Origin of the sequence: Pseudomonas sp. Pf153, from assembly GCF_001269775.1 — a bacterium.
Classification (GTDB): domain Bacteria; phylum Pseudomonadota; class Gammaproteobacteria; order Pseudomonadales; family Pseudomonadaceae; genus Aquipseudomonas; species Aquipseudomonas uvaldensis.
The window spans coordinates 14,032-28,361 of the sequence record NZ_LHVL01000025.1 but is presented as its reverse complement, the minus strand read 5'-3'; the positions used below and the strand labels follow the sequence as shown (position 1 = coordinate 28,361).

Here is a 14,330-nt window from a genome sequence, read left to right as displayed (position 1 = left end):
GTTACCGGCGGGTGTTACCGGGGTTACTGATGCGTTTCAGCGTGGGGGAACGTATCGGATCTGACCGTTGGGTACCGATCCTTGGGAGGGTATTGTCAGCCAGGCAAGCGTTCCAGGCCGACGAATGGGCAAGCTGCGAGCAGGTCTTCGAGCAGGCGCCCATCGGCCAGGCGCAGGTCGGCGGGGGCCAGCTCGGCCAGAGGGTACAGCACGAAGGCCCGGGCCTGCATGTGGTAGTGGGGGACTTTCAGGCGAGGCTCGTCGATCAGCCGATCGCCAAACAGCAGAATGTCCAGGTCCAGGGTGCGCGGGCCCCAGCGTTCCAGGCGTTCGCGTCCCTGGCCGGTTTCGATGGCTTGCAGCGCATCGAGCAGCGCCAGCGGCGCCAGACGACTGTCCAGCGCGGCCACCGCGTTGGTGTAGCGCGGTTGGCCGGGCAGCAGCGAGTCGCTTTGATAGAACGCCGAAACGCCAGCCAGCTGGGTGTCGGGCAATTGCGCCAGCGCCTGGAGGGCACTGCGCAGTTGTTCGGCGGGTTCGGCCAGGTTGCTGCCCATGCCGATGTAGACGCGTTCCATGGATTATTCGCCCGACGCGCCGACCTGTTTACGCTTGGCACCGCTACTACGCCGGCGTTTGCGCGGACCGCTGGCACCGTCGTCCTTGCCGCTGAGTTGGCGGATCATCTCCCGACGCTCGCTGTCATTGGCGTCCTGGTAATCCGTCCACCATTCGCCCAGGCCATCGGTCTGTTCACCGGCACTTTCGCGCAGCAACAGGAAGTCGTAGCCGGCGCGGAAACGCGGGTTGTCCAGCAGCAGGTCGGCCCGCTTGCCGCTACGCCGTGGCAGGCGTTCCTGCATGTCCCAGATTTCTCGGATCGGCATCGTGAAACGCTTTGGGATCGCGATGCGCTGGCATTGTTCGCTGATCAGTTCGTGTGCAGCTTCCTGCATGGCCGGGATCGGCGGCATGCCGCGCTCCTGAAGGCACAACACCCGAGTCGGCAGCGCGGGCCAGAGCAGCGCGGCGAACAGGAAGGCCGGGGTCACCGGTTTATTCTGCTTGATACGCAAATCAGTATTGATCAGCGCTTCACTGATGAGGGTATGGGTGTAGGTCGGGTTGTGCTCCAGCGCCTCGGCGCTGGCCGGGAACAGCGGGTCGAACAGTTGCAGGTCCACCAGCATTTCGAAGGTGTCCGCCGCATTGCCCGACAGGAACAGCTTGAGCACTTCCTCGAACAGGCGCGCCGAGGGAATGTCCCGCAGCGTCGGCGCCAGGTCGCGAATTGGCGTGGCGCTGTGTTTTTCGATGCCGAAATCCAGCTTGGCGGCGAAACGCACGGCCCGCAGCATGCGTACCGGGTCTTCCTGGTAGCGCTGCTTGGGATCGCCAATCAGGCGGATCAGACGATTGCGGATATCGTGCACGCCGTTGGCGTAGTCGAGGATGCGCTCGCTGACCGGATCGTAATACAGGGCGTTAATGGTGAAATCGCGGCGTTGCGCGTCTTCTTCCAGGGTGCCATAGACGTTATCCCGCAGGATGCGCCCGCTCTCGTTGCGAGAAGACTGGTTGCTGTCTTCTTCATCCTCGTTTTGCGGGTGGTTGGCGCGAAAAGTCGCCACCTCGATGATTTCACGACCGAAATGGATATGAACCAGTTTGAAGCGTCGACCAATGATCCGTGCGTTCCGGAATTCGGCCCGAACCTGTTCCGGCGTGGCGCTGGTGGCGACGTCGAAATCCTTGGGGGTGATGTTGAGTAGCATGTCGCGCACGCATCCGCCCACCAGGTAAGCCTGGTAGCCGGCGTTCTGCAGGCGTTCGACGATGTTCACCGCATAACGGCTGAACTGGGCCTTTTGCAATGAGTGCTGGCCGCTGTTGAGCACTTCAGGCGTGCTGCGAATGTGTTGCGTACGACGCAAGGGAGAACGAAATGACTGGAACAGCTTCTTCAGCATGGGATGCACTGTTTGAAGGAATGTTCGGCCAAAACGGAGAATGGCCGCATGATGGGCGGGGATTCTAGCATTTAGTCAGGGGATGGTGTAGGACACCGCAGTTTTGAGCTGCAAGCTTCAAGCGACAAGGCTTGTAGGCTGGAGGGAAGGGGAATGTCAGAAACCACAAGGGGAGCCGAAGCTCCCCCAGAATTAGTTGCGTGCTCTGTTTTTATTATGGTTTTGGGCTTCTTGTTTTTGTGAGTGCCCGCGCCACGAGGTTTCCCGTCGTGACCCTCCCAATCGGGAGCCAAGAGCAAACGGATTGCTTTGGTCGCTGTGTTGCAGTGATCAGTCGATCCAACCAGTTCAGGCGCCTGTCTTGAGACAGTTTTTATTGTTCTCGGCCTGGTCGTGGGGCAAGCCCCAAATACAACGCCTCTCCAAAAGAATCAGTTAGCTGCGCCTCTCGCCGTCTTGTTTTTATTGTGCGTGAGTCGATTCGTCTTATTTTTATTGTCTTGTGCATTGCTTGTTATTGTTCTTGTACCAAAGCTATAGCAGGGGGCGTGCCAACTTTTGCGAGGCCCAGCGAAACCGGGGGTTCTATGGTTATAGCCATTTTTCCTGGGCGAAAAAAAGCCGGGGTTTCGTTACCGTAAACCCCGGCTTCTGTTACGTGAAAAAGCTGGGGTAACAGTTTTTTCACATTGATACGGTACGACAGTGATCCCTCTGTGGGAGATCGCTCCCACAATTCTCAAATTTCAGCTCTCGCTGGCCACCCCGGTCTTGCGCCGCGGAATCCCCAGGCGCTGGCGGCGCTCCCACAGGCACTTGCGGCTTACCCCGAGCTTGCGAGCCAGTTCGGTCTCGGTCATGTGGTCCTGGTGTTCCAGGACGAAGTGCTGGAAGTAGTCTTCCAGGGACAGGTCCTCGGTCGGCTCGTGGCTGGTGTTGTTGGCAGCACCGCCCTGTTGAGGGGCCAGGCCAATGAATTCTTCATCGTCCATATCGCTGAGCTCGATGTCGATACCCAGCAGGTCGGCGGAGATTTCCGGGCTTTCGCACAGGATCACTGCCCGCTCCACTGCGTTTTCCAGTTCTCGTACGTTGCCCGGCCAGGCGTAATGACGAATGGCCTGTTCGGCGTCCGGGGCGAACTTCAGGTCGGTGCGGTTGACCCGTGCGCTCTGGCGGGCAAGGAAGGCATTGGCGATTTCGTTGACGTCCGCGCCTCGTTCACGCAAGGCCGGTAATTTCAGCGCGATGACGTGCAGCCGGTAATACAGGTCCTCACGGAACTGGCCAATCTTTGCCAGGCTCTTGAGGTCCCGGTGGGTCGCTGCGATCAGGCGTACGTCGACTTTTTGCGACTGGACTGAGCCGACCCGGCGGATTTCGCCTTCCTGGAGAACCCGCAGCAACCGTGCCTGGGCTTCCAGCGGCAGCTCGCCGATTTCGTCAAGGAACAGCGTGCCGCCATCCGCTGCTTCCACCAATCCGGCGCGTCCGGCGCTGGCTCCGGTGAACGCGCCTTTCTCATGCCCGAACAGCTCGGACTCGATCAGGCTTTCCGGGATCGCCGCGCAGTTCACCGAAATCATCGGGGCCTTGGCCCGGCGAGACAGGTTGTGCAGGGCGCGGGCGACCAGTTCCTTACCGGTACCGGACTCCCCCTGGATCAGGACGTTGGAGTCGGTCGGTGCCACTTTGCGGATCTTGACGTAGAGGTCCTGCATGGGAGGGCAGGAGCCGATGATGCCGATTTCGCCATTGGCATTGCCGGTGCCGGCTTTCGCGGAGGCTGCGCCTTTACCGTTCGTCGGCTCCGACGGATTGCTCGCTGCCGTCTGTCGGTCACGCAGGATGCGAGCCACGGCCTGGAGCATTTCGTCGTGGTCGAACGGCTTGGCAATGTAGTCCACCGCGCCCATTTTCATGGAGTCGACCGCCGAGCGCAGGCTGGCGTAGCTGGTCATGATCAGCACGGGCGTGCCCTGGCCAAGCTTGATCAGCTCGGTACCGGGAGCACCGGGCAGACGCAGGTCGCTGACGATGAGGTCAAACGTTGGGATGCTGAAACGCTCTTGTGCTTCCTGCACGGAACCGGCTTCGCTGACCTGGTACTGGTTGCGTTCCAGCAGGCGGCGCAAGGCGGAGCGGATAATGGTTTCGTCTTCGACGATCAAAATGTGCGGCATTGATTCGATTCTCTCGACGGTCTCAGTTCACAGCGGACGTCGCTTCGACATGGCGCGGCAGGGTGACCCGGATACGGGTGCCGCGCTGGCTTTGAACATCGGCCGGGCTGTCGATGGTGATTTGTCCATAATGCTCTTCAACGATGGAATAGACCAGTGCAAGGCCCAGTCCGGTGCCTTCGCCAGGATCCTTGGTGGTGAAGAAAGGTTCGAACAACCGATCCATGATGTTCTGTGGGATGCCACTGCCTTCGTCTTCGACGATCAGATCGATCGTGTGTTCGCTGGCTTCGCTCTTGACTCGTACCGCACTGCCCGCGGGTGAAGCGTCGCGGGCATTGGACAACAGGTTGATCAGCACTTGGGCGAGTCGCTGGGGGTCGCCGTCGACCCAGTGATCCGGGTCGCACAGGTTGAAGAACTGCACTTCGAAATTGCGCCGGTTCAGGGCCAGCAGGCCAATGGCATCCTGGGCAACTTCGGCCAGGCACACGGGTTCGTCGTTGTGCTGGTGCCCGCCGGCATGGGCGAAACTCATCAGGGACTGGACAATGCGCGACACTCGGCGGGTCTGCTCAAGGATCTGGCTGCTGATTTCCGTCAGTTCGCTATCGTCCTCGCGCTCTTCGCGCAGGTTCTGCGCCAGGCAGGCGATGCCGGTAATCGGGTTGCCGATTTCGTGGGCCACCCCGGCGGCCAGCCGGCCGATGCTCGCCAGGCGTTCGGAGTGGACCAGCTTGTCTTCGAGCATCTGGGTGTCGGTCAGGTCTTCCACCAGCAGCACCAGGCCGCTGTTACCCGGCGCCAACGGCTCATCGATCGCCGCCTTGTGCAGGTTTAGCCAGCGGGTCTGGCCGTCCAGGGCCAGGTGTTGCTTGTGCAGGTGCTCGTCCGGCAGGTCGATGAAGCCTTGCAGCAAGCCTCTCCAGGGTTCGCCCAGGGTACTGAGGCGTGAACCGACCACGCGCTGGGCGGCGATCCCGGTCAGCTCTTCCATGGCCTTGTTCCACATCAGGATTTCCTGGTCCTTGGCCAGAGAACACACGCCCATTGGCAGCTCTTGCAGGGTCTGGCGATGATAACGGCGCAGGGCGTCCAGTTCGGCGGCCAGGCCGGTGAGGCGGGAGTGGTAGTCTTCGAGGCGGCTTTCGATGAAGTGGATATCTTCTGTGACATAGTTTTCGCCGCCCGCCTTGTAGGGCAGGAATGTCTCGACCATGTCCTGGGCCACGCTGGGGCCCATCAGGCCGGACAGGTTGGCTTCGATGCGGTCGCGCAGGCGGCGCAGGGCGTACGGGCGGCGTTCATCGAAAGGCAGGTAGAGGTCGCGCAGGGCCTGTTCGACTTCCTTTTGCGCGGCCTTGGCGCCCAGGGGCTTGGCCAATTGCGTGGCGAATTCCTGGGGCGAAGCGGCGTGCAGTTCGCGACGTTGCGGACGACGCACATTGTCCACCGCGCAGGCTTCGGCGGCGCTGGCTTCTTCGCTGCTGGCGTTGGTGAACAGGGAGATCAAGGTGAACATCAACACGTTAGCCGCCAGCGAGGCGATGGCCGCCATGTGCCAACTGGTGTCGTCGAGCACGTAGATCATGTTCAGCAGAGGGATGTAGAAACCCTCCAGATTGCCCAGCAACGGCAATAGCATGGCGACCAGCCAGACCAGGATGCCCGCCAACAGACCGGCGATAAAGCCGCGGCGGTTGGCGGTCGGCCAATACAGCACCGATAGCACCCCCGGCAGGAATTGCAGGGTGGCGACGAAGGCGACGATGCCCAGGTTAGCCAGGTCCTGTCCGTCCCCCAACATCAGGTAGAACCCGTAGCCGGCCATGATGATCGCCACGATCAGCGCCCGCCGGGTCCATTTCAGCCAGCGGTAGATATTGCCTTCGGCCGGCGGCTGGTAAAGCGGCAGCACCAGATGGTTGAGGGCCATCCCCGACAGCGCCAGGGTGGTCACGATGATCAGGCCGCTGGCCGCCGACAGGCCGCCGATGTAGGCCAGCAAGGCGAGGGCCGGACTGTTGGCGGCTATGCCGATGCCCAGGGTGAAGTACTCCGGGTTGGTACTGGCGCCCAATTTCAACCCGGCCCACAGTATCAAAGGCACCGCCAGGCTCATCAGCAGCAGGAACAGCGGCAGGCCCCAGCTCGCGCTGACCAGCGAACGCGGATTAAGGTTTTCGGTAAAGGTCATGTGATACATGTGCGGCATCACGATCGCCGAGGCGAAGAACACCAGCAGCAGGGTGCGCCACGGGCCTTCTTGCAGCGGCGTGTGCAGGGCGGCGAGGGCGGTCTGGTTTTGCAGCAGCCAAAGTTCGAGCTGTTGCGGGCCATTGAAGACACCGTACAGCGCATAGAGGCCAACGCCACCGATGGCGATCAGTTTGATCACCGATTCGAAAGCGATGGCGAATACCAGACCTTCGTGTTTCTCCCGGGTGGCGATGTGCCGGGAGCCGAAGAAGATGGTGAACAGGATGATCAGGACGCAGAAACTCAGCGCCACCCGGTGTTGCACCGGCTCATGGGTCAGGATGCTGATGGAGTCGGCCACGGCCTGCATCTGCAAGGCCAGCAATGGCAGCACGCCCACCAGCATGAAGATCGTAGTCAGCGCCCCGGCCCAAGTGCTGCGGAAACGAAAGGCGAACAGGTCGGCCAGCGAAGAGAGCTGGTAGGTACGGGTGATTTTCAGAATCGGGTACAGCAGCACCGGCGCCAGCAGGAATGCCCCTGACACACCGAGATAACTGGACAGGAAACCATAGCCGTACTGGTAGGCCAGGCCGACCGTACCGTAGAACGCCCACGCGCTGGCATAAACGCCCAGCGACAGGGTGTAGGTCAGCGGATGGCGAATGATCGCCCGTGGGATCATGCCCCGTTCGCTGATCCAGGCCACGCCGAACAGTACCGCCAGGTAGACGGCGCTGATCAGGACCATCTGGGTCAGGCTAAAGCTCATCGGCATCTTTTTGGCTCTGCAGGATGAAGGTCACGACGATCAGGATCAGCCAGAGCAGATAAGGCCGATACCAGGCACCCGTGGCGTCGATCCACCAATCCATGATGGCTGGGGAGAACAGATAAATCCCCACTACCAGGAGCAGGACCAAGCGATAGATGTACATCCCGGCCTCTCTTTTTTAAGCGCGTGCCCGAAAAACGTGCGGCGATGGTAACGGATGGGCGCCAAGCTGCAAGGGCCGTCAGCGTATTTGCGCTTCGGGCAGGGTCAGTGTGCGTGGAATGCTGGCTACATCCCAGTGCCGGATGCCCCAATCCAACAGTTCACGGGGGCTGGTATCGACCAGCTCGGGCCCCGGTCGCTGCCCCAGCGCCCGCAACGCCCGTAGCAGAAGCGGGGTCGCCTGGTCGGCGTCCAGCGGCGGCGAACGGTAGGACTTGCCGAGCTTATGCCCGTCCGGTTGAGTGATCAGCGGCACGTGCAAATAACGTGGTTGCGGCAAGCCGAGCAGCTCCTGCAGGTAAAGCTGGCGCGGGGTGGAGTCCAGCAGGTCGGCGCCACGCACGATATCGGTCACCCCTTGCCAGGCGTCGTCCAGCACCACGGCCAGTTGATAGGCATGGAGCCCGTCGCGACGACGGATCACGAAGTCGCCGACCTCGCGACCCAGGTGCTGGCGGAATGGGCCCTGTACCCGGTCGGTGAAATGGTACTCGAGTTCGGGCACACGCAGACGGATGGCAGCGCCCTGCATGTCGTGTCCGGCGTTGCGGCACAGCCCCGGATAAACGCCGTGGTAGGCCTCCAGCTGTTTGCGCGAGCAAGTACAGGCATAGGCCAGGCCCTGGCTGAACAGCCGGTTGATGACCTGATTGTAGGCGTCATGACGATCGCTCTGGCGAACCATCTCGCCGTCCCATTCGAAACCGTAGGCCTCCAGGGCCTTGAGAATCGCCGCCTGCGCGCCAGGCTCTTCCCTTGGCGGGTCGAGGTCTTCCATGCGCAACAGCCAGCGTCCACCCACGGACCGGGCATCCAGGTACGAAGCCAGCGCAGCGACCAGCGAGCCGAAATGCAGGTGGCCGCTGGGGGTGGGTGCGAAGCGGCCGATGTAGGAGGAGGTAACGGTCATGGGGGGTGGATTGCTGAATCTTAGTAAGAATATAGGTCTTGCTGACGAAGCATATCCCCTGTGGGAGCGAGCCTGCTCGCGATGGCGGTATGCCTGTCACATCAATGGTGGCTGATCTGGCGCTATCGCGAGCAGGCTCGCTCCTACAGGGGGACAGTTTCGCAAACAAAAAACGGAGCGTGTGGACGCTCCGTTTTTATTACAGCCCGGCGATTATTTGCCGACCTGTTTTTCCTTGATTTCCGCCAGTGTCTTGCAGTCGATGCACAGGTCGGCGGTCGGTCGGGCTTCCAGTCGGCGGATACCGATTTCGATGCCGCAGGATTCGCACCAGCCGTATTCTTCGTCTTCGATCAGTTGCAACGTCTTGTCGATCTTCTTGATCAACTTGCGTTCACGGTCACGGGCACGCAGTTCGAGGCTGAATTCTTCTTCCTGGCTGGCACGGTCGGCCGGATCGGGGAAGTTGGCCGCTTCGTCTTTCATATGGTCCACGGTGCGGTCGACTTCCTGCATCAAGTCCTGCTTCCACTTGTTCAGGATCTTGGTGAAGTGAGCGCGCATGGGGGCGCCCATGTACTCTTCGCCCTCTTTGGGGACATAAGGCTCAAACCCGCTGAGCGACTGGTTTTGATTCTGCTTTGCTTGGGTGGGCATGAATGGACCGCCTCTACTCTTGTAATCCACTACGCAGGATTGCTCCATCACCGACACCTGCCGGCCCTGCGGCTGCAAGCGGGCGAACTTACCAGATCGAATCGGGCCGCGCTACTCCCGGTTGTCGAGCCTGCGGCGGGCGGGGCTTTGTGAGGCACGCTCGGGTTCGCTCCGGTGGAACTGTCATCCTGCTCAATGCTTGATTCTAGTCAAGCCTGGGTCAATCGCCGGAGTCATTTCCTGCAATCCAACGGCTCAGACCCTTTTGAATCGATGCTCGTTCCCGCACGCGTTTACGAGTTGGGTAGAATCGGTTCTTTTTACGCGAAGGAAGGCCCATGGCCCAGCCCTACAGTGCGCGCAGCCGCGCCATCGAACCTTTCCATGTCATGGCGCTGCTGGCCCGCGCCAACGAGCTGCAGGCCGCCGGACACGATGTCATCCACCTGGAGATCGGCGAGCCGGACTTCACTACGGCTGAGCCGATCATCCAAGCCGGTCAGGCCGCGCTGGCGGCGGGCAAGACCCGCTACACCGCAGCCCGCGGAATTCCCGAGCTGCGCGAGGCCATCGCCCGGTTCTATGGGCAGCGCTATGGGGTCGAGATCGATCCCCGGCGCATCCTGGTCACTCCGGGCGGGTCCGGTGCGTTGTTGCTGGCCAGTGCCTTGTTGGTGGATCCGGGCAAGCACTGGCTGTTGGCCGACCCTGGTTACCCTTGCAATCGTCACTTCCTGCGGTTGGTGGAGGGCGCGGCGCAGCTGGTGCCGGTAGGCCCGGAGGTGCGTTACCAGCTGACACCGGACCTGGTGAACCGTCACTGGGACCAGGGCAGCGTTGGCGCATTGGTGGCTTCGCCGGCCAACCCTACCGGGACGATCCTCACCCGGGACGAGCTGGCCGGGCTGTCCACGGCCATCAAGGGGCACAATGGCCATCTGGTGGTGGACGAGATCTATCACGGCCTGACCTACGGCACCGATGCCGCCAGCGTGCTGGAAGTCGATGACGAGGCCTTTGTCCTGAACAGTTTTTCCAAGTATTTCGGCATGACCGGTTGGCGGCTGGGCTGGCTGGTGGCCCCTTCGGCTGCGGTCGGTGAGCTGGAAAAGCTGGCGCAGAACCTTTACATCAGTGCACCCAGCATGGCTCAGCATGCGGCGCTGGCCTGCTTCGAGCCGGCCACTATCGAGATTTTCGAGCAGCGTCGGGCCGAGTTCGCATTGCGCCGCGACTTCCTGCTGCCGGCCTTGCGTGAGCTGGGTTTCGGCATTGCGGTCGAGCCGCAAGGTGCGTTTTATCTGTACGCTGATATCCGTGCGTTCGGCGGCGATGCGTTTGCCTTCTGCCAGCATTTCCTGGAAACCGAACACGTGGCGTTCACGCCAGGGCTGGACTTCGGGCGTCATCAGGCCGGGCATCATGTGCGTTTCGCCTATACCCAGAGCCTGCCACGGCTCCAGGAAGCGGTGGAGCGCATTGCCCGCGGGCTGCGGAGCTGGCAAGGCTGATGCGATTTTCTCCTGAGTTGGAAGCAGGTCGACTGATCCGGCGCTACAAGCGTTTTCTCGCCGATATCGAAACCGTCGATGGCGAGCACCTGACCATTCACTGCCCGAACACGGGTTCGATGCTCAATTGCATGGCCGAAGGCGCGCGCGTCTGGTTCAGTCGCTCCAGCGACCCCAAGCGCAAGCTGCCCGGCACTTGGGAAATAGGCGAGACCCCTCACGGACGGCTGGCCTGCATCAATACGGCGCGGGCCAATACCTTGATCGAAGAGGCGTTGCGCGCCGGGGTGATCACTGAGCTGAACGGCTTCACCGGCTTGAAGCGTGAGGTGGCCTATGGTGTGGAGAACAGCCGTATCGATTTTCGCCTGGATTACGATCACGGCTCGGCCTGGGTCGAGGTCAAGAGCGTCACGCTGGGCTTCGAGGGGACGAATGTCGCCGCGTTTCCCGATGCCGTGACCCAGCGCGGCGCCAGGCACCTGAGGGAGCTGGCCTGTCTGGCTCGACAAGGCGTTCGTGCGGTACAGCTGTATTGCGTCAACCTGAGTGGCATCGACGCCGTGCGTCCCGCCGAGGAAATCGATCCGTTCTATGCGGCCGCGTTACGCGAGGCGGTGGCGGCAGGCGTGGAGGTGCTGGCCTATGGTGTCACGTTGACGCCTCAGCAGATGTGGGTGGACCGTGCGCTGCCGGTTCTGCTTGAGCCGCTACAGCTCAACCCAGATGCCTCGCTCGTCCTCCCGGCTCTCTAGGGCGGCCAGGAACTGACCGGAACAGGGGCCGGCCACGCACTCGCCGCTTTCGATGAGGAACAGCGCGCCATGGGTCGCGCATTGGATCAGGCTGGCGCTGGCGTCGAGGAACTGGTCCGGTTGCCATTCCAGCGGCACGCCGCGATGAGGGCAGCGGTTGAGATAGGCATACACCTGACCCGCACGACGCACGGCCAGCACCTTGCGCCCCTCGATGTCGAAACCACGACTGCCGTTGTCAGGCAAATCTGTATTGGTACACAGAAATTTCATGTAGATCCTCAATAGCCCGACGCAGCAGGCTGTAGGGGGCCAGCTTGCATATCGGTTCTGAATGTCCACGCTTGACGGTCAAATGAAAACAATTATCAAATGGCGCCTCCTTCGCAGGTCGTCGAGGATACTTGGCATGGCGGGTCAATGCCCGCTCCTGTGAACAACATCGTATGAGGAAGCTGCCTGATGCGCCTGAATATCCGCGTTGTCGCACTTTGTGTCGCATTGCTGGCCAGCCAGGAGGCCGGCTCGACCGAATTGCCGCAACGCTGGGTCAGTGCCGGTGGGGCATTGTCGGAGTGGGTCAGTGCCCTGGGTGGGGAATCGAAGCTGGTAGGGGTTGACTCCACCAGCCAGCATCCTGAATCCCTTCGGGCCTTGCCCAGTATCGGCTATCAGCGACAACTGTCGGCGGAAGGTGTGCTGAGCCTGCGTCCACAGATCCTGGTGGGCACTGAAGAAATGGGGCCGCCGCCGGTGTTATCGCAGATTCGCAGTGCCGGGGTACAGGTGGAACTGTTCTCGGCCACGCCCGACTTATCAACGCTTCAAGACAATCTAGCGCACCTGGGCCGCTTGCTGGGGGCTGACGCGAAGGCCGCGCAGTTGTTCGAGCATTTTCAACAGCAGCTCGTCCGGCAAAAGGCGCGAGTGGCGCAAGCCCAGTTGAAGCGACAGGCGCCCGGCGTGTTGCTGGTGCTGGGGAACGCGGGCGGCAAGCCGCTGATCGCAGGCAAAGACACGGCCGCCGATTGGCTGCTGCAACAGGCCGGTGGCCGCAATCTGGCGTCCCACAGCGGTTACAAACCTTTTTCCGTGGAAGCCCTGGCCGGACTGGATCCCGAAGTGCTGGTATTCGCCGACCGCGCCTTGAGTGGCGAAGCGGCCCGTGCGGCACTGTTCAAGGAAAACCCGATTCTGGCCTCGACCAGAGCCGCCCGGGACGGGCGTGTCGTGGAACTTGATCCAACCTTGCTGGTGGGCGGTCTGGGGCCTCGCTTGCCCCAAAGCCTGGCGGCCCTGACGGCCCGGTTTTACCCGAATGAGACGGTCAGTGCGCCATGACGCCCTTGGTCAAGCCGCGCACGTTGTTTATCGGCCTGGGGCTGCTGTGTCTGTTGGCGATCTGGTTGTCCCTGGCCCTGGGCCCGGTGAGCCTGCCTTTGCTCGATACTGCACGCGCGGCGTTACGCCTGTCGGGCTTGCCGGTGGCCGCCGACAATCTGGAACAGGCTGAACTGATCCTTGGCCAGATACGTTTGCCGCGCACGCTGTTGGGCCTGGCGACAGGCGGCGTGTTGGCGTTGTCCGGCGTGGCGATGCAAGGCCTGTTCCGCAACCCGCTGGCGGACCCGGGCCTGGTGGGCGTTTCCAGCGGCGCTGCACTGGGCGCGGCGTTTGCCATCGTCGGCGGGGCCGCGTTGGGCGGGCTGCCTGAAGTGTTCGGCCCTTACCTGCTGTCGCTGTGTGCATTCCTTGGCGGGCTCGGGGTCACGGCGCTGGTCTATCGCCTGGGACGACGCAACGACCAGACCCATGTCGCTACCATGCTCCTGGCCGGCATTGCTCTCACTGCATTGTCCGGGGCCGCGGTCGGGCTGTTCACCTATCTGGCAGATGACGCAACCCTGCGCACGCTGACGTTCTGGAACCTGGGCAGTCTCAACGGTGCCAGTTATGCGCGCTTATGGCCGTTGCTGCTGGTCAGCGCTGGTGTGTCGCTGTGGCTGCCACGGCGGGCCCGGGCCCTCAACGCGCTGTTGCTGGGTGAGTCCGAGGCCGCGCATTTGGGTGTCGATGTCGAACAGCTCAAGCGTGAACTGGTGTTTTGCACCGCCCTGGGCGTCGGCGCTGCGGTAGCGGCGGCGGGCATGATCGGCTTTGTCGGGCTGGTGGTGCCCCACCTGGTAAGGCTGATGGCCGGTCCCGACCACCGCGTCCTGCTGCCAGCCTCTGTGCTGGCGGGGGCAAGCCTGCTGCTGTTCGCCGATCTGGTGGCGCGTCTGGCACTGGCCCCGGCGGAGCTGCCGATCGGCATTGTCACGGCGTTCATCGGAGCGCCGTTCTTTCTTTATTTATTGCTGCGAGGGCGTGCCTGATGTTGCGAGCGCAGAGCCTGCACATTCACCGTGGTCGGAAAACGGTGCTGGCGGACGTTGATCTGGCGCTCAATTCCGGCGAAGTGCTCGGTGTGCTTGGACCCAATGGTGCCGGCAAAAGCACCTTGCTGGCGGGCCTGTGTGGTGAGTTGCGCCCAACCCAGGGACAGGTATGGCTCGATGAGAGGCCGCTGGCCCAGTGGGACGGCGCCCAACGCGCCCGTCGCCTCGCGGTGTTGCCACAATCCTCGACCCTGGATTTTGCGTTTCGCGTGGAAGAAGTCGTCGGCATGGGGCGTCTGCCGCATCAAAGCGGTCGTGCACGAGATGAGCAAATCGTGGCCTCGGCCCTGCAAGCCGCAGACGCTGCGCATCTGCAGGGGCGCAGTTACCTGGCGTTGTCGGGGGGCGAGCGTCAGAGAGTCCACTTGGCGCGGGTACTTGCGCAATTATGGCCGGGGGAAGCAGGACAGACTTTGCTACTGGACGAACCGACTTCAATGCTCGATCCGTTGCATCAACATACGATCCTGCAAGCGGTGCGTGATTTTGCAGATCGAGGCGGCGCCGTGCTGGTGATTCTGCATGACCTGAACCTGGCGGCACGCTACTGTGATCGCCTGTTGCTGCTTGCGTCCGGCAGGCCGGTGGCGCTGGACACACCGCAACACGTGCTGCGCCCGGAACCGCTCAAGGCGGTGTTCGGTCTTGAAGTGCTGGTGCAACCCCATCCGGAGCGCGGACACCCATTGATCATCGCCCGTTGAAGGGCT

At 62.0% G+C, this 14,330-nt stretch carries 13 protein-coding genes; 5 read left to right on the top strand and 8 right to left on the bottom strand.

Features of this window, described 5'->3' with window-relative positions; genetic code table 11:
- Positions 1-95: 95 nt before the first annotated feature.
- The 7 genes from folK to dksA all read right to left on the bottom strand — a co-directional run bounded on the left by folK (position 96) and on the right by dksA (position 8,916).
- Positions 96-578, bottom strand: coding sequence for a 2-amino-4-hydroxy-6-hydroxymethyldihydropteridine diphosphokinase (folK, locus tag AD666_RS15515; protein ID WP_053153509.1), 483 nt, complete (start codon positions 576-578; stop codon positions 96-98).
- Between the two features lie 3 nt (positions 579-581).
- A complete protein-coding gene (locus AD666_RS15510) occupies positions 582-1,970 on the bottom strand; it encodes a polynucleotide adenylyltransferase PcnB (protein WP_053153506.1) in 1,389 nt (462 codons plus the stop codon).
- A gap of 746 nt (positions 1,971-2,716) precedes the next feature.
- A complete protein-coding gene (locus AD666_RS15505) occupies positions 2,717-4,153 on the bottom strand; it encodes a sigma-54 dependent transcriptional regulator (RefSeq protein WP_053153503.1) in 1,437 nt (478 codons plus the stop codon).
- 22 nt (positions 4,154-4,175) lie between these two features.
- The gene (locus tag AD666_RS15500; RefSeq protein WP_172679638.1) at positions 4,176-7,130 is read right to left on the bottom strand and encodes a sensor histidine kinase; all 2,955 of its coding nucleotides are present in this window, start codon (positions 7,128-7,130) and stop codon (positions 4,176-4,178) included.
- Positions 7,114-7,290: a hypothetical protein gene (locus AD666_RS26445; protein ID WP_003176118.1), complete on the bottom strand. Its 177-nt coding sequence runs from the start codon at positions 7,288-7,290 to the stop codon at positions 7,114-7,116. The genes AD666_RS15500 and AD666_RS26445 overlap by 17 nt, the downstream gene beginning before the upstream one ends.
- Before the next feature lie 78 nt (positions 7,291-7,368).
- Positions 7,369-8,259, bottom strand: a complete 891-nt coding sequence (gene gluQRS, locus AD666_RS15490; RefSeq protein ID WP_053153497.1) for a tRNA glutamyl-Q(34) synthetase GluQRS — start codon at positions 8,257-8,259, stop codon at positions 7,369-7,371.
- 213 nt (positions 8,260-8,472) lie between these two features.
- The gene (gene dksA, locus AD666_RS15485) at positions 8,473-8,916 is read right to left on the bottom strand and encodes an RNA polymerase-binding protein DksA (RefSeq protein WP_047698275.1); all 444 of its coding nucleotides are present in this window, start codon (positions 8,914-8,916) and stop codon (positions 8,473-8,475) included.
- A gap of 338 nt (positions 8,917-9,254) precedes the next feature.
- On the opposite strand from dksA, the gene AD666_RS15480 reads away from it, so the two are divergent.
- Positions 9,255-10,427, top strand: a complete 1,173-nt coding sequence (locus AD666_RS15480) for a pyridoxal phosphate-dependent aminotransferase (protein WP_053153493.1) — start codon at positions 9,255-9,257, stop codon at positions 10,425-10,427.
- Complete coding sequence (gene sfsA, locus AD666_RS15475) at positions 10,427-11,182, top strand: DNA/RNA nuclease SfsA (protein WP_053153490.1); 756 nt, start codon at positions 10,427-10,429, stop codon at positions 11,180-11,182. Before AD666_RS15480 ends, sfsA begins: the two co-directional genes overlap by 1 nt.
- Here the strand turns inward: sfsA and AD666_RS15470 are convergent.
- Positions 11,138-11,455 (bottom strand): Rieske (2Fe-2S) protein, encoded by a 318-nt coding sequence (locus AD666_RS15470; RefSeq protein ID WP_053153487.1) that lies wholly within the window; start codon positions 11,453-11,455, stop codon positions 11,138-11,140. The two genes, sfsA and AD666_RS15470, sit on opposite strands and share 45 nt — an antisense overlap.
- Before the next feature lie 189 nt (positions 11,456-11,644).
- On the opposite strand from AD666_RS15470, the gene AD666_RS15465 reads away from it, so the two are divergent.
- From AD666_RS15465 to AD666_RS15455, 3 genes are read left to right on the top strand one after another with little or no spacing between them, the layout of a single operon-like run.
- On the top strand, positions 11,645-12,523 hold the full coding sequence (locus tag AD666_RS15465; protein ID WP_053153484.1) for a hemin ABC transporter substrate-binding protein: 879 nt from the start codon (positions 11,645-11,647) through the stop codon (positions 12,521-12,523).
- Between the two features lie 50 nt (positions 12,524-12,573).
- Positions 12,574-13,557, top strand: coding sequence for an iron ABC transporter permease (locus tag AD666_RS15460; RefSeq protein WP_172679647.1), 984 nt, complete (start codon positions 12,574-12,576; stop codon positions 13,555-13,557).
- A complete protein-coding gene (locus tag AD666_RS15455; protein WP_053153478.1) occupies positions 13,557-14,324 on the top strand; it encodes a heme ABC transporter ATP-binding protein in 768 nt (255 codons plus the stop codon). The genes AD666_RS15460 and AD666_RS15455 overlap by 1 nt, the downstream gene beginning before the upstream one ends.
- Positions 14,325-14,330 lie beyond the last annotated feature (6 nt).